The 18,811-nt window shown below is 29.2% G+C and carries 18 protein-coding genes; 4 read left to right on the forward strand and 14 right to left on the reverse strand.

Features of this window, described 5'->3' with window-relative positions; genetic code table 11:
- Positions 1-28: 28 nt before the first annotated feature.
- Entirely contained in the window at positions 29-1,348 is a 1,320-nt protein-coding gene (locus Fi14EGH31_RS11665; protein WP_032089923.1) for an aspartate kinase, read from the forward strand.
- Positions 1,349-1,437: 89 nt separating this feature from the next.
- Positions 1,438-1,869, forward strand: coding sequence for an RrF2 family transcriptional regulator (locus tag Fi14EGH31_RS11670; RefSeq protein ID WP_022001772.1), 432 nt, complete (start codon positions 1,438-1,440; stop codon positions 1,867-1,869).
- Between the two features lie 53 nt (positions 1,870-1,922).
- Here Fi14EGH31_RS11670 and Fi14EGH31_RS11675 read toward each other — a convergent pair whose 3' ends face one another.
- On the reverse strand, positions 1,923-2,762 hold the full coding sequence (locus Fi14EGH31_RS11675) for a tRNA 2-thiocytidine biosynthesis TtcA family protein (RefSeq protein WP_022001771.1): 840 nt from the start codon (positions 2,760-2,762) through the stop codon (positions 1,923-1,925).
- Between the two features lie 129 nt (positions 2,763-2,891).
- Here Fi14EGH31_RS11675 and Fi14EGH31_RS11680 point away from each other — a divergent pair, with 129 nt between their 5' ends.
- A complete protein-coding gene (locus Fi14EGH31_RS11680; RefSeq protein ID WP_117481835.1) occupies positions 2,892-3,428 on the forward strand; it encodes a hypothetical protein in 537 nt (178 codons plus the stop codon).
- A 24-nt stretch (positions 3,429-3,452) separates the two neighbouring features.
- On the opposite strand, the gene Fi14EGH31_RS11685 is transcribed toward Fi14EGH31_RS11680, so the two are convergent.
- Both Fi14EGH31_RS11685 and cysK read right to left on the reverse strand, forming a co-directional pair.
- Complete coding sequence (locus tag Fi14EGH31_RS11685; RefSeq protein ID WP_117346442.1) at positions 3,453-4,754, reverse strand: O-acetylhomoserine aminocarboxypropyltransferase/cysteine synthase family protein; 1,302 nt, start codon at positions 4,752-4,754, stop codon at positions 3,453-3,455.
- A gap of 125 nt (positions 4,755-4,879) precedes the next feature.
- The gene (gene cysK, locus Fi14EGH31_RS11690; protein ID WP_139939924.1) at positions 4,880-5,812 is read right to left on the reverse strand and encodes a cysteine synthase A; all 933 of its coding nucleotides are present in this window, start codon (positions 5,810-5,812) and stop codon (positions 4,880-4,882) included.
- Between the two features lie 163 nt (positions 5,813-5,975).
- On the opposite strand from cysK, the gene Fi14EGH31_RS11695 reads away from it, so the two are divergent.
- A complete protein-coding gene (locus Fi14EGH31_RS11695; protein ID WP_032089919.1) occupies positions 5,976-6,881 on the forward strand; it encodes a serine O-acetyltransferase in 906 nt (301 codons plus the stop codon).
- A gap of 28 nt (positions 6,882-6,909) precedes the next feature.
- Here the strand turns inward: Fi14EGH31_RS11695 and Fi14EGH31_RS11700 are convergent, their stop codons facing one another.
- The 11 genes from Fi14EGH31_RS11700 to Fi14EGH31_RS11750 form a co-directional block, all read right to left on the reverse strand.
- Positions 6,910-7,419, reverse strand: coding sequence for a GNAT family N-acetyltransferase (locus Fi14EGH31_RS11700; RefSeq protein ID WP_118306534.1), 510 nt, complete (start codon positions 7,417-7,419; stop codon positions 6,910-6,912).
- A 9-nt stretch (positions 7,420-7,428) separates the two neighbouring features.
- Positions 7,429-8,787, reverse strand: a complete 1,359-nt coding sequence (locus Fi14EGH31_RS11705; protein ID WP_107030516.1) for a sodium-dependent transporter — start codon at positions 8,785-8,787, stop codon at positions 7,429-7,431.
- Positions 8,788-8,874: 87 nt separating this feature from the next.
- Positions 8,875-10,239: an aminopeptidase gene (locus Fi14EGH31_RS11710; protein ID WP_117872053.1), complete on the reverse strand. Its 1,365-nt coding sequence runs from the start codon at positions 10,237-10,239 to the stop codon at positions 8,875-8,877.
- A gap of 43 nt (positions 10,240-10,282) precedes the next feature.
- Complete coding sequence (locus tag Fi14EGH31_RS11715) at positions 10,283-11,437, reverse strand: hypothetical protein (protein WP_107030514.1); 1,155 nt, start codon at positions 11,435-11,437, stop codon at positions 10,283-10,285.
- Positions 11,438-11,487: 50 nt separating this feature from the next.
- The gene (locus Fi14EGH31_RS11720) at positions 11,488-13,173 is read right to left on the reverse strand and encodes a phospho-sugar mutase (RefSeq protein ID WP_117829357.1); all 1,686 of its coding nucleotides are present in this window, start codon (positions 13,171-13,173) and stop codon (positions 11,488-11,490) included.
- A 73-nt stretch (positions 13,174-13,246) separates the two neighbouring features.
- Entirely contained in the window at positions 13,247-13,729 is a 483-nt protein-coding gene (gene ybaK, locus Fi14EGH31_RS11725; RefSeq protein ID WP_117346437.1) for a Cys-tRNA(Pro) deacylase, read from the reverse strand.
- A 70-nt stretch (positions 13,730-13,799) separates the two neighbouring features.
- The gene (locus Fi14EGH31_RS11730) at positions 13,800-14,069 is read right to left on the reverse strand and encodes a phosphocarrier protein HPr (RefSeq protein WP_022001400.1); all 270 of its coding nucleotides are present in this window, start codon (positions 14,067-14,069) and stop codon (positions 13,800-13,802) included.
- 164 nt (positions 14,070-14,233) lie between these two features.
- The gene (locus tag Fi14EGH31_RS11735) at positions 14,234-15,292 is read right to left on the reverse strand and encodes a class I SAM-dependent methyltransferase (protein ID WP_032089912.1); all 1,059 of its coding nucleotides are present in this window, start codon (positions 15,290-15,292) and stop codon (positions 14,234-14,236) included.
- A gap of 3 nt (positions 15,293-15,295) precedes the next feature.
- Positions 15,296-16,735 carry a hypothetical protein gene (locus Fi14EGH31_RS11740; RefSeq protein ID WP_022001398.1) on the reverse strand — a complete coding sequence of 480 codons (1,440 nt, stop codon included), beginning with the start codon at positions 16,733-16,735 and terminating at the stop codon, positions 15,296-15,298.
- Positions 16,736-16,822: 87 nt separating this feature from the next.
- A complete protein-coding gene (locus tag Fi14EGH31_RS11745; RefSeq protein WP_117346435.1) occupies positions 16,823-18,022 on the reverse strand; it encodes an ATP-grasp domain-containing protein in 1,200 nt (399 codons plus the stop codon).
- Positions 18,023-18,038: 16 nt separating this feature from the next.
- A complete protein-coding gene (locus tag Fi14EGH31_RS11750; RefSeq protein ID WP_022001396.1) occupies positions 18,039-18,776 on the reverse strand; it encodes an esterase family protein in 738 nt (245 codons plus the stop codon).
- Positions 18,777-18,811 lie beyond the last annotated feature (35 nt).

Raw genomic sequence — 18,811 nt, forward strand, 5'->3', positions numbered from 1 at the left:
TTATCATTAATATGAGGGGAGAATTATTATGGTGAAAATCGTCAAATTTGGTGGTTCATCTCTTGCAGATGCCCATCAGTTTAAAAAAGTCGGTGACATTATCAAAAGTGATCCAGATCGTCGTTTTGTTGTACCTTCAGCGCCTGGTAAACGTTTTAAAGATGATATCAAAGTTACTGATTTATTATACAAAGCATATAACGCAGAAAGTGAACAAGAGTTTGAATGTACTTTTGATACAATCAAAGATCGTTATCAAAGTATTATCGATGAACTTAATTTAACAGTTGATCTTACTGAAGAATTTGAAGTTATTAAGAAAAACTTCCAAGATCAAATCAGTGAAGAATATGCAGCAAGTCGTGGGGAATATTTAAATGGTATCTTACTTGCGAATTATTTAGGATTTGAATTTGTTGATCCTGCAACATGTATCTTTATCGATGAACATGGAAATTATGATGATAAAAAAACAGATCCTGTTTTATCTAAAAAATTAAGTGAAGTAGAAAATTGTGTTATTCCTGGATTCTATGGTTCATGTAGTGAAGATCCTACAAAAATTAGAACTTTCTCTCGTGGGGGAAGTGATGTTACTGGTTCAATCGTCGCTAAATGTGGTCAAGTTAAACTTTATGAAAACTGGACAGATGTTTCAGGTTTCTTAGTTGCTGATCCACGTATTGTTAAAAATCCAGAAGTGATTGGAACAATCACTTATAAAGAATTACGTGAACTTTCTTACATGGGAGCAAGTGTTTTGCATGAAAATGCTGTTTTCCCTATTCGCTCTCAAGGAATTCCTATTGTAATCAAAAATACTAATAAACCTGAAGATGCTGGAACTTTAATCGTTGAAAGTACTGTGCATAAACCAGATCATATTATTACTGGTATTTCTGGTAAACAAGGTTTTGCGACAATCATGATTGAAAAAGATATGATGAATGATGAAATTGGTTTTGGTAGAAAAGTTTTACAAGTTATTGAAGAAGCTGGTCTATCTTATGAACATACACCTTCTGGTATTGATACAATGAACGTAATTGTTGAATTAAATTCATTCATTGAACATGAACAAGAAATTTTAGCTAACTTACATCGTGCCGTTGAACCTGATTCAATTGAACTTGAATCTGACCTTGCTTTAATTGCTATCGTTGGTCGTGGTATGAAAGATGGTCGTGGAGTTGCAGCAAAAGTTTTTACAGCTTTAGCTAATAAAAAAATCAATGTTAAAATGATTGATCAAGGTTCTTCAGAATTAAATATCATTGTTGGTGTTAAAAACATTCACTTTAATGATGCAATTCGTGCTATCTATAATACATTTATCGAACAAGAATAAAGACTTTGGTCTTTTTCTTTTTATTTAATTCATATAATTTCTCTAGGAATTATCTAAAAAAGATGTTATAATAGACAAGAGGTGGTCATATGAAAATATCAACAAGAGGGCGTTATGCTCTAAGATTAATGATTGATTTAGCCCAAAATAAAGAACAAGGGAATATATCACTTAAAGATGTTGCTAAAAGACAAGAAATTTCTATCAAATATCTTGAACAAATAGCTACTCCTTTAATTCGTGCAGGACTTATTAAAAGCGTTAGAGGTGCCCAAGGTGGATATTCTCTTACAAGAGATATAAATAAATATACAGCAAAAGATATTTTAGTTGCTGTTGAAGGTCCAATCGCTTGTGTTGCCTGTTTAGAAACTGAACCTAATCAATGTCCTCGTTATAGTGAATGTTTAACTCTTCCTTTTTATAAAGGACTAAATAAAGTTATTACTGATTATTTAGAATCCTATACTTTAGAAGATCTTGCTGATTTACATGGATATCAAATTGAATATATTATCTAATAAACATATCATTGATATGTTTTTTTATTTAAAAATCGTGTATTTCTACACGATTAATCATCATAATGTTCTAAAAACAGATGTTTTCCTTCATCATCTTTATAAGCCATAATTGTTTTTAAATTGACATTTTCTACACTTTTAAAAATATTTCCTTCAACAAAAGGATTTACTTTCTTTAAATCCTTAATTAATTGTTTAATTTCTAAACGTTTAGAATCATTTTCTTCATCATGAGCATCTTGATTTTCTTCAGTAAATTTACATGCACATTGTAAAAATGTTAATTCATGTTCATCTCTCCATGCCTTAATATCATCTTCACGAATAAGATACATCGGTCTAATAAGTTCCATTCCTTCAAAATTCAAACTATGAAGTTTAGGCATCATTGTTTGAATTTGTGCTCCATAAAGCATACCCATTAAAATAGTTTCAATAACATCATCATAGTGATGTCCCAAAGCAATCTTATTACATCCTAATTCCTTTGCATTCGCATATAAATGTCCCCTTCTCATTCTCGCACATAAATAACAAGGAGATTTTTCTATATTAAAAACAGAATCAAATATTTGTGAATCAAATATTTGAATTGGAATATTTAATTTTTTCGAATTATCAATAATCATTTGTCTGTTTAATTGATTATACCCAGGATCCATCACCATAAAAACAAGTTCAAATTCAAATTTATTATGTCTTTTTAATTCTTGAAAGAGTTTAGCCATCAACATAGAATCTTTTCCACCAGAAATACATACAGCAATTTTATCTCCAGGTTTTACTAATTCATATTGATTAATAGCCTTGCAAAAAGGTCTCCATAATTTTTTCTTATATTTTTTTTGAATACTCTTCTCTACTTCTTTTAAATACTCCAAATTATCCATCTTTTATCCTCACTTTCTCTATTTATAAAAACAAAATTCATATCTAAAGTCAAATATTTTCAAATAATTCACATAAAAAGTTCAAATTCAATTCATATTGATATATAAAATGATAGCGAGGTGATAATTATGGCTGAAAGATTTAAATTCAACGATGAAGAAGAAAATATAGATGAAAACGATAATCAACAAGATGATTTAGAAAAAGAATATTATGATAATACTGATTATTCCTATACAAAAAGTAAAAATAAAAAAAGACCTAAAACAAAAAAGGTAACAAGAAAGAAGACAAAAACGAAAGTGAAAAAGAAAAAAAATGGACGTTCTAAAGTTTCTACTTTCTTTATCACGTTACTTATTTTACTTTTAATTATTGGTGCAGGAGTTGGTGGGTATTTTGCATATGAACATTATCAAGATCAACAAAAACAAATTAATCAATTAGAAAAACAAGTAGATCAACAAAATAAAACAAAATCAGACAAGTCAACATCTACAAAAAAGGAAATCCAACAAGAAGAATCTTCTTCATCTGAAAATGAAGAAAGTACATCAAGTGATAATACAACAAACAGCGATGAAAGTGATTCATCACAAAATACAACCGATGATTCTTCATCAAATGAAAATACAAATTCAGATTCAACAACTGAAACAGAATAAAAAAACTTGGCATTTGCCAAGTTTTTAAATTTGATCTAAAGCTTCTTTTAAATCAAATAAGATATCATCAATATGTTCTGTACCAATTGATAAACGAATTGTATTAGGTTGAATTCCAACATCAGCTAATTCTTCTTCTGTTAATTGTGAATGTGTAGTTGTTGCTGGATGGATAACTAATGATTTAACATCAGCGACATTAGCAAGTAAAGAGAATACTTGTAAATTATCAATAAATTTATGAGCTTCTTCTACGCCACCTTTAATATTGAAAGTAAAGATTGATCCTCCACCATTTGGGAAATATTTTTCATATAAAGCATGATCTGGATGATCTGGTAATGAAGGATGATTTACTTTTTCTACTGCTGGATGTTGTTGTAAGAACTCAACAACTTTTTTAGTATTTTCATTATGACGATCAATTCTTAAAGATAATGTTTCTGTACCTTGTAATAATAAGAATGCATTGAATGGAGAAATTGTAGCTCCTGTATCTCTTAATAAGATTGCTCTAATATAAGTAACGAAAGCAGCTGGTCCTGCAGCTTCAGTAAATTTCACTCCATGATAACTTGGGTTAGGTTCACTGATCCATGGATAATGTCCACTTTTAGCCCAATCATAAGTACCACCATCAACGATGACACCACCTAAGCTTGTACCATGACCACCAATAAATTTAGTAGCACTATGAACAACGATATCAGCACCATGTTCAATTGGTCTAAATAGATATGGTGTACCAAATGTATTATCAACAACAACTGGTAATCCATGTTTTTTAGCGATTGCACTAATTGCATCGATATCAGGAATATCACTATTAGGATTTCCTAAAGTTTCTAAATAAATTGCTTTTGTATTTTCTTGAATTGCATCTTCAACTTCTTGTAAATTATGAGCATCTACGAAAGTAGTTGTAATTCCGTATTGAGTAAATGTATGCGCTAATAAGTTAGAAGTTCCCCCATAAATAGTTTTTTGAGCAACGATATGTTCACCTTGTCCTGCTAAAGCTTGAATAGTATAAGCGATTGCAGCTGCTCCAGAAGCAACAGCTAAACCTGCTACCCCACCTTCTAAAGCGGCAATACGATCTTCAAATACACCTTGTGTAGAGTTTGTTAAACGTCCATAGATATTTCCAGCATCTGCTAATTCAAAACGAGCTGCTGCATGTGCACTATTTTTAAACACATATGAAGTAGTTTGGTAAATAGGTACTGCTCTTGCATCTGTTGCTGGATCTGGTTGTTCTTGTCCTACATGTAATTGTAATGTTTCAAATTTAAATTTTCTATCTTCTCTTTTAGTTACTGCCATTTTAATTTCCTCATCTTTCTTTTGTATAAATATTATATATTGTTTTATGAATAAATAAAACTATTTACACATTCGTCCATTACGGAAATTATGTCTTAATTCTTCAATCATTCAAATTCCCCTATCTAATCTTGAATTAAAGGTGTTGATAAATAACGATCTCCACCATCTGGTAACAAGACGACAATTGTCTTTCCTGCATTCTCTTCTCTCTTTGCTAGTTCTTTGGCTGCATATAATGCTGCTCCTGATGATATCCCTACTAAGATTCCTTCTGTCTTTGCCATTTCTTTCCCTGTCGCAAATGCATCTTCATTTTCTACTGTAATGATTTCATCATAGATCTTTGTATCCAATGTCTCTGGTACAAATCCTGCCCCGATTCCTTGGATCTTATGTGCTCCACCTTTCCCTGTTGATAATACTGGTGAGCTTGCTGGTTCTACTGCCACTACTTTTACTTCTGGATTCTTTTCTTTCAAGTATTTCCCAATCCCTGAAATTGTTCCTCCTGTTCCTACTCCGGCTACAAAGATATCTACTTTTCCTTCTGTTTGTTCATAGATTTCTGGTCCTGTTGTTTTATAGTGTGCTGTTGGATTCGCTGGATTTTCAAATTGTCCTGGAATGAAGCTGTTTTCGATTTGTGATGCCAATTCTTTTGCTTTGGCGATTGCTCCTTTCATTCCTTCACTTCCTGGTGTTAAGACTAATTCAGCTCCATAAGCTTTCATAAGATTTCTTCTTTCTACTGACATTGTTTCTGGCATTGTAATAATGATCTTTAGATTCAATGCTGTTGCTACGGCTGATAGTCCAATTCCTGTATTTCCACTTGTTGGTTCAATCAATGTTGTATTTTCATTGATCAATCCTTTTTCTAGTGCATCTAGGATCATTTCCTTAGCAATTCTGTCTTTGACTGATCCTGCGGGATTGAAGTATTCTAGTTTTGCTAGAACATCTGCTTTCAATTCATCTTTTTTGATTAAGTTGTTTACTCTTACTAGTGGTGTATTCCCTACTAGGTCTAAAAAACTATTTTTTACTTTGCTCATATTTACTTCTCCTTATTCCTATGGATTTAGTATGATTTAACTATATACTATCATTTCTTCTTTGTCAATAAAGATTGTATACATTTTTATATTTTATTATTCAATAATTTGAACATAATCCTATTTTTTGATACTATATTTATAATAAAAATGGAGGTTAATTATGAAGTTAGATACTGTTATTGATGATATTGTTGAAAGTTATCAAAAACACAATGATATTTCTAAGGTCGATACAATTAGACAGCCTGATAAAACAATTATCATTGATATTCTTGAACGTTTACAAGATATTATTTTTCCAGGCTTCTTTGGAAGAAAAGGTCTTAAAAGTGATTATGTTAAATATTATTTAGGTGATCAAATTCAAATCATTTATAATGATTTAAAAAATCAAATCTTACTTGCCTTTGACTATTGTGAAAACTGTAAAGATGCTTGTAAAGAAGAGGAAGCAAGAGATAAAACATTAGCTTTTTTGAAGACAATTCCCCAAATAAGAGAATACCTTGCTACAGATGCACAAGCAACATTTGATGGCGATCCAGCCGCTATTTCTATTTCAGAAATCGTACTTTCTTATCCAGGATATTATGCAATTATGGTCAATCGTATTGCTCATGAATTATATAAATTGAATATTCCACTAATTCCTCGTATTATGACAGAACATGCGCATAGTTTAACAGGAATTGATATTCATCCAGGAGCAACACTCGGTAAATATTTAATGATTGATCATGGAACTGGTATTGTTATCGGTGAAACTACTGTTATTGGTGAACATGTTCAAATTTATCAAGGGGTTACTTTAGGAGCTCTTTCTACTCATGGTGGACAAAGTTTAAAGAATGTAAAAAGACATCCTACAATTGAAGATAATGTTACTATTTATTCTAATGCAAGTGTCTTAGGTGGAGATACTGTTGTGGGTGAAGGATCTGTTATTGGAGGAAATACTTTTATTATTAAATCTGTACCAAGTGGTACAATTGTCAATAATAAAGCAGTTATGAGATTTAAGTATTCAAAAACATCTGAAGATTTTAATCAAAATGAATTCGAATAAAAAAACAGGTTGTCAATTGACAACCTGTTTAAATGATCTTTTCATATAAACTTGCAATAACTGGTTTTCCATAATCCATTATTTGATGACCTTGTAATAAAAAACTACATTTTTCATAAAGACAAATAGCTGGCTTATTAGATGATACTACATCTAAACGGATGGATTTTTGTCCATCTTTTTTTGCTATTTTTATAATTTGTTTTAATAAATATTTTCCACATCCTCTATAATCTGGATGAATACAAAAGCGATGTATAATTGTTACTTCTTCATCTTCAGCATAAATTTGCCAATAAATATTTTGATAACATTCTTCATATTCATGATTTAAAACAATTGCACCAATAATTTTTTCATTTTTTTCTAAAACGTAAAGTGTTTGTTGTTCTATATCTAAAAGAACAATTTCTTTAGTTGGATAAACATCTTTACGCCAGCCTATATCATATGCACTATCTTCCATCATATCACTAACAAGATGATATAATTCCATAATTTCATTTAAGTCATCAACACATGCAAGTCTTACATTCATAGATTTCTCCTATATAATTCCATTTATAAAAACAAAAATAACAATGATTGGTAAGATTATTGTAACATAAAATTTAACCCAATGTGGAACTTTTAATCCTTTACCTATGTTTGCTTCTTTTTGATAGTTTTCAAATCCCCAACCATATTTAGAAGTACAGAATAATAAATAAACAAGTGATCCTAACGGTAATAAGAACTGACTAACAATAAGGTCTTCTAAATCTAAAATTGTAGAACCTGTTCCTAATGGTTGAATACCACTTAAAACATTAAATCCTAATGCACAAGGTAATGATAAAATACTAATCACTATAAAATTAATAACAACTGCTTTTTTTCTTTCTATATTTAATAATTCCATTGTACATGCAATAATATTTTCAAATACTGCTATTACAGTAGAGAGTGAAGCAAAAGACATAAATAAGAAAAATAAAGCACCCCATATTTGTCCTCCAGCCATCGAAACAAATACATTAGGTAAAGTAATAAAAATTAAACTAGGCCCACTATCTGGATTAATACCAAATGAAAAACATGCAGGAAAAATAATTAATCCAGCCATAATAGCTACAAAAGTATCTAGTACTGCAACATTCGTTGCTTCTTTTAAAAGCGTTTGTTCTTTATTTAAATAACTTCCAAAAATAGCCATTGATCCAATTCCAATACTTAGTGTAAAAAATGCTTGATTCATTGCTGAAACAATGACATTCATTAAACCAATTTCAGAAATCTTTTGAAAATCAGGATATAAATAAAACTTAACACCTGCCATACCACCATCTAATAAAACACCATGAATTGCTAATACAACAATTAATCCTAATAAACCTATCATCATAACTTTAGTAATACGTTCTACTCCATTTTGAAGTCCCTTAGAACAAATAAACATACCTAAAGCAACTACAACAATCATCCAAAAAACATTTGTTGAAGGACTAGCTAAAACTTGTGAAAAAACATTTTGAACATCTGCTGTTGATAATCCATTAAATTGACCTGTTAAAAAATTATAAAAATATTTTAACATCCATCCTGAAACTGTCGTATAAAAAATCATTAAACAAATATTTCCTAGTAAAGACATATAACCATGTAAATGCCATTTTTGATTTGTTTTTTCTAATACTTTAAAAGATTTTACAGGACTTTTTTTACTTGCCCTTCCAACAGAAAATTCCATACTTAAAATAGGTACTCCAATTAAAAGAAGAAAAATAAGATAAAATAAAACAAATATTCCTCCACCATTTTCTCCTACAACATAAGGAAATCTCCAAACATTTCCTATACCTATTGCACATCCTGCAGAAAGCAGAATAAATCCAATTCTTGATTTAAATTGTTCTCTTTCTTTCATAAAAACCTACCTTTTCTAACAATACAATCATCATATCATATTGACGAAAAAATAGATAATAAAAAATACTTCAAAATGAAGTATTTTTTAAGCATCTTTTAAGAAAACTTTGTAAGCTTGATATGTTTCATAAACATCTACTTTACTTACAATTTCCATTGGTGCATGCATATTTAAAACAGCAATTCCAGCATCAATAACATCCATATTATAATTACCTAAGATATAAGCGATTGTTCCGCCTCCACCTTGGTCAACACGTCCAAGTTCAGCGGTTTGATAGTGAATATTAGCATTATCCATCACTGCTCGCACTTGAGCTACATATTCTGCAGAAGCGTCATTACTACCACTTTTTCCTCTAGAACCAGTATACTTATTAAAAACAATACCATTTCCTAAATAAGCAGCATTTTTCTTATCATTTACACTTACAAATAATGGATCTACACCAGCAGAAACATCACTTGATAACATTTTAGAACGAGACATTGTAAGTCTTGTTTGTACAAAACTATCAATTCCCATTTTTAATAATAATTCTGCAACTGTATTTTCAAAGAATAATGAATGCGCTCCAGTAGCTCCTACTGAACCAATTTCTTCTTTATCTACTAAAATAGCACAACTTGTATATTCACTGACATCACTATCTAAAATAGCTGTAAGTGAAGTATAAGCACAAACACGATCATCATGACCATATCCAGCAACCATTGAACGATCCAAACCATAGTCTCTTGCTTTACCACTTGGTACAACTTCAATTTCAGCAGACACGAAATCTTCTTCTTCAATATCATATTTTTCTTTTAATAATTTTAAAACATTCGCTTTAACAGCATCTTTTTCTTCACCAAATAATGGCATATTTCCTAATGTTACATCTAAGTTTTCTCCTTCAATAACTTTAGCTGCTTTTTTATCTAATTGATCTGCAGATAAATGAATTAATAAATCACTAATTCCTACAACTGGATCATTTTCATCTTCACCAATGACAACATCAACAACAGTTCCATCTTTTTTACAAACAACACCATATAAAGATAAAGGAATTGTTACCCATTGGTATTTTTTTATTCCACCATAATAATGTGTATCAGCTAAAGTAAAACCTTCTGATTCATATAATGGATTTTGTTTTAAATCCATTCTTGGTGAATCAATATGAGCCCCTAATATTCTCATTCCTTCAGTTAAAGGTTTTTTACCAATAATAAATAAAGCAATATTTTTTTCTCTATTTGTTACATAAACCTTGTCCCCTGATTTTAAGGTATCAAATGATTCTAATGGTTTAAAACCTTTTTCTTCAGCTAATTTAATAGAATCTTTAACACAGGCACGTTCAGTTTTATTTTTTGAAATATAATGTTTATAACCTTCATTATAATCAAATACTTCATTTAATTGATCTTTATACTTTTCCCAAGTATTTTTAGCGTACATAATCTCCATCCTCTCTTTAATACTCAAAAATTATAACACTTATTTATTCAAAATGTTCAATTATTTTTATTTTTAATAGATGCAGATTTTGATCCGTTATCATTTGATAATGACAATCAAATTCATAATCACGGTTCACAATCTCTTTTACTTGATTTTCATCAATAAAATCATATTCTGCACTTATTTGTATAAGTTTAACAAAACCATCTTCTTTTATTAATAAACTTACATCTTTTGATTCAATCAAATCTAACAATGATAAAACAAATTCAATAAATTGAATATGATTATAAAATTCATCTTTACTAATCATAATACACATATTGACTTTAGATGACATTTGACTCAAATGCGTTGTAAGTGATAAATCAAATAAATCATTTCCTGTATAAATGACAATATTCACATTAGATACGCGTTCAATATACGAATCAATGATTTTATATACTTCATCTTGATTTTGTGTCTCTAAATATTTTTTTATAGATAACATATAATAAGTTAATGAATGTTCTAAACGATAGAGTTCTTCTTTTGTCCTTTTCATCATATCATATGTAATATTTTGATATTTACGTTCTTCTAACTGTTTTGTAACTTTTTCTTTTTCATTATTAGATTCTTCTAAAAAAGCAAAAAATGTTAATGATAAAAAAACAACAAATATACACAAGAAAATAGTCATAATTGTTTTAAATGTATAACTGCCTTCCATGATTATTCTACCCTGTAAATTTAAAATCAATAAACAAGCTGTCAAATTCATCATCACTAAAACCCAATATTTATTAATAAAATAACGATATCTTTTTTGATATCTTATAAAAAGAACAGATAATAATAAATGATAGATTTTAGCTTCTACGGCCGCTAATAATAGATAATAATGACTTATAAACATCAAGGGTAACAATGCACTCAAGGTAATTAAGAGTTCATTAAATATACACATAAATAAATTATATATATATTCTTTTCGAGTAAAAAATAATAATAAAATATTCCAACATATAATATAAGCAATGGCTAATGGTGCATAATTCGCATCAAAATAGTCACTTATTATTTCTATAGAAAAAGTCATTAATGTATTCAAAACAAAATAGAGTTTTTGTTTTTTAACATGACATAATCGACTTAAAGAATAAGAAACAATAAGTGCTTCTACTAAATTAATTATAAACTTAATTAGCATTTTTATAAAAAAAGCAATTCATTTTTTATGAATTGCTTTTCTTTCATTTTCTATTCACCAATAATTTCCATCATTGCTTTATGGAATACTTCTGTTTTACTAGCGGCATCATCAGCATCGCTGCCTTTGATTGAGAAATAGAATTTACATTTAGGTTCTGTACCTGATGGTCTTGCTGCAATCCATGAGCCATCTTCTAAGTAATATTTTAATACGTTAGATTTTGGTAATTGAATAGTTGTTCCATCAGAACAAGTACTATTTCCATAGTCTTCAACTTTTACAACTTTAACACCACCAATTTCTTGAGGTGCATCTTTTCTTAAATTATCCATGATTTCTTTAATACGTGCAGCTCCTGCAGCTCCTGCTTTAGATAAAGCAATTTGAGTTTCTTTAAATGTACCATGTTTAGCATATAATTCATTTAAAACATCAACTAAATCTTTACCTTGTTTTTTATAGAAGTTACCTGCTTCTGCAGCAGTTAAAACAGCTTGCACTGCATCTTTATCTCTAACGAAATCTTTAATAACACATCCATAAGATTCTTCATAACCAAATACAAATGTTTTTTCATGAGTTTGTTCATATTTACGAATCTTATCACCAATAAATTTAAATCCAGTTAATGTTTTTTCTACATCAACACCATAACTTCTGGCTACTAATTCACCTAAATCAGAAGTTACGATTGTATTATACATAACTGCATTATCAGGTAATGTTCCTTTTTCTTTCATTTGGCTTAAAATATATTCCAAATAAACAGCTGCAGATTGGTTACCTGACATTAAAACATATTCACCATTATGTTTAGCAACAACACCTAATCTATCACCATCTGGATCAGTAATAACTACTACATCAGCATCAACTTCTTTTGCTTTTTTAATCGCTAATTCATAAGAAGCTGGTACTTCAGGATTTGGAGATTTTGTATTAGAGAAATCTGGATCTGGTGCACATTGAGCTAAAACTGGTACAAGATCATATCCAAGTCTTGTTAGACATGTTCTAACTGCAATATTTGATGTTCCATGTTGTGGAGAGAAAACAATTTTAAAATCACTTTTATCCATTCCTGAATTAACTTCAATTGCCATAACTTCTTTATAATAAGCTTCATCTACTTCTTCACCAATCCATGTCATATATGGATAAGCTTCTTCATCAGAGAACACTTTAATATTTAATTCATCTTCTACTTCATTTACATATTGTACAACTTGATCAGCTGCTTCTGGTAATAATTGGCATCCTGTATCATCATATACTTTATATCCATTATGTTCTTTTGGATTATGACTTGCTGTAATCATGATACCACCAGCACATTTTAAATAACGCACTGCAAATGATAATTCTGGTGTTGGACGTAATGATTCAAAGATATATGATTTAATACCATATGTTGCTAATACTTTTGCTGATTCAATCGCAAATTTATAAGACATATGTCTATTATCATATCCAATAGCTACACCTCTTTCTTTACCTTCTGGTAAAGATGCAATGTATTTAGCAAAACCAACATTTGCTTTTTGAATAACATAGATATTTAATCTATTTGTACCTGCACCTAAGATACCTCTCATCCCTGCTGTTCCGAATTCAACATCTGTATAAAATGCATCTTCCTTTACAGTTTCATCCATTGATAATAATTCTGCTTTTAAAGCAGGATCTAAATCTTCTTTACTAACCCATTTTTGATACTTTTCGTTATAATTCATTTTTACCACCTCTTAATATAAGTATATCAAAGCTCTTTGTCAAAAACTATAGAAAAATGTAACCGTTTTCAAATTATTTTCGTATAATATCTCCCGTTTCGACATTTAAGTATGTCAAAATATCTTGAGCCTTGACAATCATTTGAAAACCACGCTTTCCTGCTGAAAAAGCAACTTCATCAACTTTTAAAATACTTTCATCCATATACGTTGGAAACTGTTTTTTCATTCCTACTGGAGAACATCCTCCTCGCATATAACCTGTTACAGGTAATAAGTCCTTTTGATGGATCATTTCTACATTTTTTCTACCTGCTAATTTAGCAAGCTTTTTTAAATCAATTTCTTCTAAAACAGGAACACAACATACAAGATATTCATTATGGTTATCATGTAAAACAAGTGTTTTAAAAATAGCTTCTGGCACCATATCTACCTGACTTGCTACATGTCTTCCATCTAAATGATCTTCATCATATTCATATTCCTTTATCGAATAAGCAATCTTTGCTTTATCCAACATTCTAAGCGCATTTGTTTTAAACTTCTTAGCCATGATTTACACCTCTGAATTCATTATAGCATAAAAAAAGGGAATCATGTTGATTCCCTTTTCATTAATGCTATTATTCAGCAACTTTTTGTTCTTTGATTACTTTAGCGATTGAAGCAATTACATCTTCTTCGTCATCACCTTCAGCTACGATAGTAACTGTAGCTTTAGTAGGAACACCTAAAGACATAACTCCCATGATAGATTTTAAGTTTACTTCTTTATCATTATAAACTAATTTAATATTGCTAGTGAATTTGCTAGCTTGGTTTACTAAGATAGTAGCTGGTCTAGCATGTAATCCAACTGGATCAGATACTACGAAAGATAATTCTTTTGCCATTATATGACTCCTCCTTAAAAATTTCTATGATACAATTATAGCATCATATTTTTAGAATTTCTAGAGATTTTCTAAAAAAATAAAGCGTTTACATATTCAAATCAAATTTAGTCGATATATACTACATTTTTTTAATTCATAAATTAAAAAAACAGGAAATTTTTTTAATTTTCCTGTTTCATATCATTTTTTCTTGCTATCACCATAAATTTATGAGTAGTAATTTCATAAAATTGGTTCTTTTTGATTTTCTTTAATACATCGGCATAGAAGTTCATAAATTGCTCATATTTTTCCACTCTTTCAGGAGAAATACTCTTCATAAAAGCAAGAACTGCTGATAAAGAATGAAAACGAATATGTCCTACATCTTCATAACTATCAACAATATCAAATCCTATCTCTGTAAGAGTTGACTGACAAGCTTCTTTATTCCATTGTCCTTTTAATTTAAACGGAATAAACATATTAATAATTTCTTTATAATTGTCACTTCCTAATTGATCAACAACTAAATAACCACCTGGTTTTAAAATACGATACATTTCAAATTTATCATAATTAGATAACTCATTAACAACAACATCTAATTTTTCATCTTTAAAAGGCATTTTCCCTTGTGAAGTAAAAGTTGTTACTTTGACACCTTTTTCTTCTAAGGTTTCTCTTGCTTTTGTTGGATTTAATTCTACAGAATACGTAATTGGTGGTAATTTTTCAAATTGTGAAGTAAAATTTCCACCATCTACTGATATAACAGCTAAATGATTTTCTTCATTTAAATAATCTTCAATTATTCTATGTGGTTCATAACTAGGAATCGTTTGTTGCATGAGCTCTTCGCCTTGATTTAAAACAGCTTGTTCTATTTCATTTTTTAATTCTTCACTTTCAACAATATCCTTTTTAAAACGAAAATTAATATAATAATAATAAACAATTTGTGAAAGAGCATCACTAATAACTCCTACCGCAATAAAACCTAACAATTGTAAAAACCACATTGTAGAAAATGCTTTTTCCACAGAAACAATCATATAACAAAGAAATGCTACAAAAATAATTGAAAACTGATTACGATAAACAAACTTTGAATGGTATCTTAAAAAATAACGTACATTTGACATCTTTCTTGCTTGTCTACCTTCAATTTCAGCAAACACTAATCTTAAAAAGATAAGTGTAATTGCATAGAAAACTAATAATACAATATAATATTCCATAGATTACCCCTTATAAATTAAATTTCCTTCCAAATCATAATATGCTTTATGATTTTTCTTTCTTAAATACTTACCATTATATAATTGATATTCTCCTTCAAGAGAAAATACAGATTCACCTTTTTCCATATCATATAAATATGTTGTTCCACTTTTATTTAATAAAGCGTAAACTTTACCATCAAATTCAAAAGCTTGACTTTCACCCATGAAATAATCATGAATATCTATTTTTCCTTCAGTATTAATAATTTCATACTTACTATTTGTTTCATAGGCTGCATAATATCCTTCTCCAATAGATTCAATCTTTACATAATTTTTAGATTGTTTTTCTCCTTTAGAATTCATTAAATAATACTTTTCACCATCTTTAGAAACAACCGCCACTCCATATTGATCAAAATCTTGAGCATCTTTATAAATTGTTTTAATTGCTTCTTTACCATTAAAACCATAATATTGATATCCTTTATTTTGAACATATACTGGGAAAATATGACCGTGTACCGAAGCAACATTAGGATTTAACTGGATACCTTTAACATCTTTTTCTTTACCATCTTTAGTAAATTTATGTGGACCATAAATATAACTTGCATTTTTAGATAAATAATTATTTACATCTTTATAATAACTTGTCGCTACAACATCTTTTTTACCATCTAAAGATAACAATCTTATACCATCCTCATTTTTTAAAATAAGTGATGAATCTTTGAATTTTACAGAATCAACTTCTATATTCTTTTCAAATTTAACCTTTCCTTTTAAAGAAACATACGCTAAGTTTATTTGTTGTTGATCATATAAAACAAAACCTTTTTTATAATCATTAGCGACAATTTTATATTGCCCTTTTAATTTAATAGTTAATCCTTCTTCATCAATTTGACTATTTGAAGAAGTATCAAAAAGTACAGTTTTATCTTTATATGCTACTGTAATAAATGAATCATGATAAATTCCAGCATAATTGATTGCTTTTTTAGAAGTAGTTACAACTTCACCTTCACTATTTAAAACAGAATATTTTTTATTCTTATAGATAACAGGTAAATCATACATATAAATTTTTACCTTTTTACTATCTTTATATAATTCCTTCCCTTGTTGATCATAAATTGTATACTTGCCTTTAGCATCTTTAGCAACAATCATATTTTCAACAACGGATAATGTTGTTCCTTTTTTATATTTAATTAATTTTTTACCATCTGTTGAAATGTATTCATATTTTTTATCATGAACAACCACGTATCCTTCATTTTCTACCTTTTTATAAGAAGAATAAATAAACTTTGTTTTTAAATCTCCTTCTAATGTACATAAAGCATATTTATTATTTTTTTCAACAAATAATGTTTGTGTTATTGATTTACTTGAACAACCTGTTATTGTAAGCATCATGATAAGCATGCATGCTAGAAACTTTTTTTTCATAACGATGACCTCCTTGGTATGTTTATTATAACATAATAATGAGTTTATGAAATATTTATTAATTGTTCATGAACTATAAAAAAGGATTCAAAACGAATCCTTTTTTTCTAATACATATTTAATCATTTCTTGAATTTCTTTTTCATTTTTTGCTCTTAATAAATAAACCTGATTTCCCATTGCCGCTGCTAATGCATCAGGTACAATTTCATGAGAAATAAGTTGATCTTTAAATTTCATACGTATTTGTTGACTATGATGTTTATATTTTAAACCATCTCTTCTTCCAGCATATCCAATACAATATTGTTGTTTAGGTTCAATAAAACAACGATCATAAATCAACATATCCGCAAAGATATCATAGACATTTGCGTTATATGAATAATTCATCATATCTGGAATATAGGCTCCAGGTGCTCTCATATTGACTTCTAAACCAACAAGATCTCCTTTTTTTCCTAAACCCGCTTTATCTTTACCTAATCTAAAGAATTCAAAATGGAAGAATTTTTGTTTAGCGTCAAATGCTTTAACAACACGACTTCCTACTTCTTTAATATCACTACCTTCAACAATTTGTCCATAAAAAGCAGTATCTCCACCTTCATTGACCGTATCCATAATAGATTCCATCATCACATGACTTGAACAAATCAAAATATTTCCTTGACTATCAGTAATACCATCAAAAGTTTCTACAAGACCATCAATATATTCTTCTGCAATAAAGCTAATATTTCGATCCCAATTCTTTAAAAATTCCTTAACTTGTTTGTTATTTTTTAATTTATATGTAAAAGAAGCACCCACACCATTATCTGGTTTTACAACAATTGGAAAACCAACTTCTTTACAAAAATCTAAAAGTTCTTGATCATCTTTAAATACTTTATATCTTGCTGTTGGAACATTTGCTTTCTTATAAACATCTTTCATTTTTGATTTAAATTTCATCACTTCTAATTTTTTTGGTCTCAACCCATGATGAATATTAAAATCTTCTCTTAACTGAGCTTCTAATTCAAGCCAAAATTCATTTTGTGATTCAATATAATCAATGCGTCCATATTTCCCAATAAAAAATCCCATTGCACGATAAACTTCATCATAATTTTGAAGATTATTTACACGATAATATTCTACTAAGCTTTCCTTTGTTTCATTTACTAAATCATCATAAGGTGCATCTCCAACCCCTAAAACTGTAACACCTCTTTCTCTAAGTGATTTACAAAAGTTCCAATAATATGTTGGAAAATTTGGTGAAATAAAGACTAAATTCATATTTCGATTTCCCCCTTTATAAAATATGTCCTAAAAAATAGGGTAATTGTTTACGCCACCAAGGCCAATCATGGTTGACATCGCTTCCCCAAAAGTCACACCATGCATTGACACTTAAACGATCAAATGTTTCTTTCATTAATCCTGTTGATTTAACCATTTCATCTTCCCATGCACCTTGTCCACAACAAAGAATAATATGTCTTTGATTGTATAAATCAACATAAGGATGATTTCTTGACATCCCATTTAAGTACTTTAAAGGACTATTATTATAAATATTTTCATCAACATATTGTCCAAAGAAAAGATCAGTATCATAATATCCACTTAAAGCAACACAACCCATAAATAAATCAGGTCTTCGAAGCATCATATTTGTTGCATGTGTTGCTCCTAAAGAACATCCTGTCGTATAAATCATCTTTCCTGTACCATTAATTTCTTTTATTCTAGGCACTATTTCATCACAAATATAGTAATAAAATTGTTCTAATAAATAACTACGACGTGCTTTGTCTCCCATTTCATCAGAATAACTTTCTTCATCAATGCTTCCGACACAAAACAATTGTACATAACCATTTTCTATTTTATCTTTGATCACATCGACCATTCCAAAATTTTCATAATCTTGAGGATGACCATCTTGTGCTGGAAATACAAGAAGTGGCACACCACTATGTCCATAAACGATAAAATCCATATTTCTATCTAAACATTGACTGTATTCACTATAGTATCTTTTTTCCATAAAAATACCTCCTACTACTTTTATTGTAGCACAAA

It is taken from the genome of Faecalibacillus intestinalis, from assembly GCF_015097455.1.
GTDB classification, from domain to species: domain Bacteria; phylum Bacillota_I; class Bacilli_A; order Erysipelotrichales; family Coprobacillaceae; genus Faecalibacillus; species Faecalibacillus intestinalis.

Coding starts and splice junctions, on each gene's coding strand:
- Fi14EGH31_RS11700 (WP_118306534.1), bottom strand. CDS start 7,419: ATGAATGTAAGACTTGCATGTGTTGATGACTTAAATGAAATTATGGAA.
- cysK (WP_139939924.1), bottom strand. CDS start 5,812: ATGAGCAAAGTAAAAAATAGTTTTTTAGACCTAGTAGGGAATACACCA.
- ybaK (WP_117346437.1), bottom strand. CDS start 13,729: ATGGCTAAGAAGTTTAAAACAAATGCGCTTAGAATGTTGGATAAAGCA.
- Fi14EGH31_RS11705 (WP_107030516.1), bottom strand. CDS start 8,787: ATGAAAGAAAGAGAACAATTTAAATCAAGAATTGGATTTATTCTGCTT.
- Fi14EGH31_RS11665 (WP_032089923.1), top strand. CDS start 29: ATGGTGAAAATCGTCAAATTTGGTGGTTCATCTCTTGCAGATGCCCAT.
- Fi14EGH31_RS11715 (WP_107030514.1), bottom strand. CDS start 11,437: ATGCTAATTAAGTTTATAATTAATTTAGTAGAAGCACTTATTGTTTCT.
- Fi14EGH31_RS11675 (WP_022001771.1), bottom strand. CDS start 2,762: ATGGATAATTTGGAGTATTTAAAAGAAGTAGAGAAGAGTATTCAAAAA.
- Fi14EGH31_RS11680 (WP_117481835.1), top strand. CDS start 2,892: ATGGCTGAAAGATTTAAATTCAACGATGAAGAAGAAAATATAGATGAA.
- Fi14EGH31_RS11745 (WP_117346435.1), bottom strand. CDS start 18,022: ATGAATTTAGTCTTTATTTCACCAAATTTTCCAACATATTATTGGAAC.
- Fi14EGH31_RS11735 (WP_032089912.1), bottom strand. CDS start 15,292: ATGGAATATTATATTGTATTATTAGTTTTCTATGCAATTACACTTATC.
- Fi14EGH31_RS11750 (WP_022001396.1), bottom strand. CDS start 18,776: ATGGAAAAAAGATACTATAGTGAATACAGTCAATGTTTAGATAGAAAT.
- Fi14EGH31_RS11740 (WP_022001398.1), bottom strand. CDS start 16,735: ATGAAAAAAAAGTTTCTAGCATGCATGCTTATCATGATGCTTACAATA.
- Fi14EGH31_RS11720 (WP_117829357.1), bottom strand. CDS start 13,173: ATGAATTATAACGAAAAGTATCAAAAATGGGTTAGTAAAGAAGATTTA.
- Fi14EGH31_RS11685 (WP_117346442.1), bottom strand. CDS start 4,754: ATGGCAGTAACTAAAAGAGAAGATAGAAAATTTAAATTTGAAACATTA.
- Fi14EGH31_RS11710 (WP_117872053.1), bottom strand. CDS start 10,239: ATGTACGCTAAAAATACTTGGGAAAAGTATAAAGATCAATTAAATGAA.
- Fi14EGH31_RS11695 (WP_032089919.1), top strand. CDS start 5,976: ATGAAGTTAGATACTGTTATTGATGATATTGTTGAAAGTTATCAAAAA.
- Fi14EGH31_RS11670 (WP_022001772.1), top strand. CDS start 1,438: ATGAAAATATCAACAAGAGGGCGTTATGCTCTAAGATTAATGATTGAT.
- Fi14EGH31_RS11730 (WP_022001400.1), bottom strand. CDS start 14,069: ATGGCAAAAGAATTATCTTTCGTAGTATCTGATCCAGTTGGATTACAT.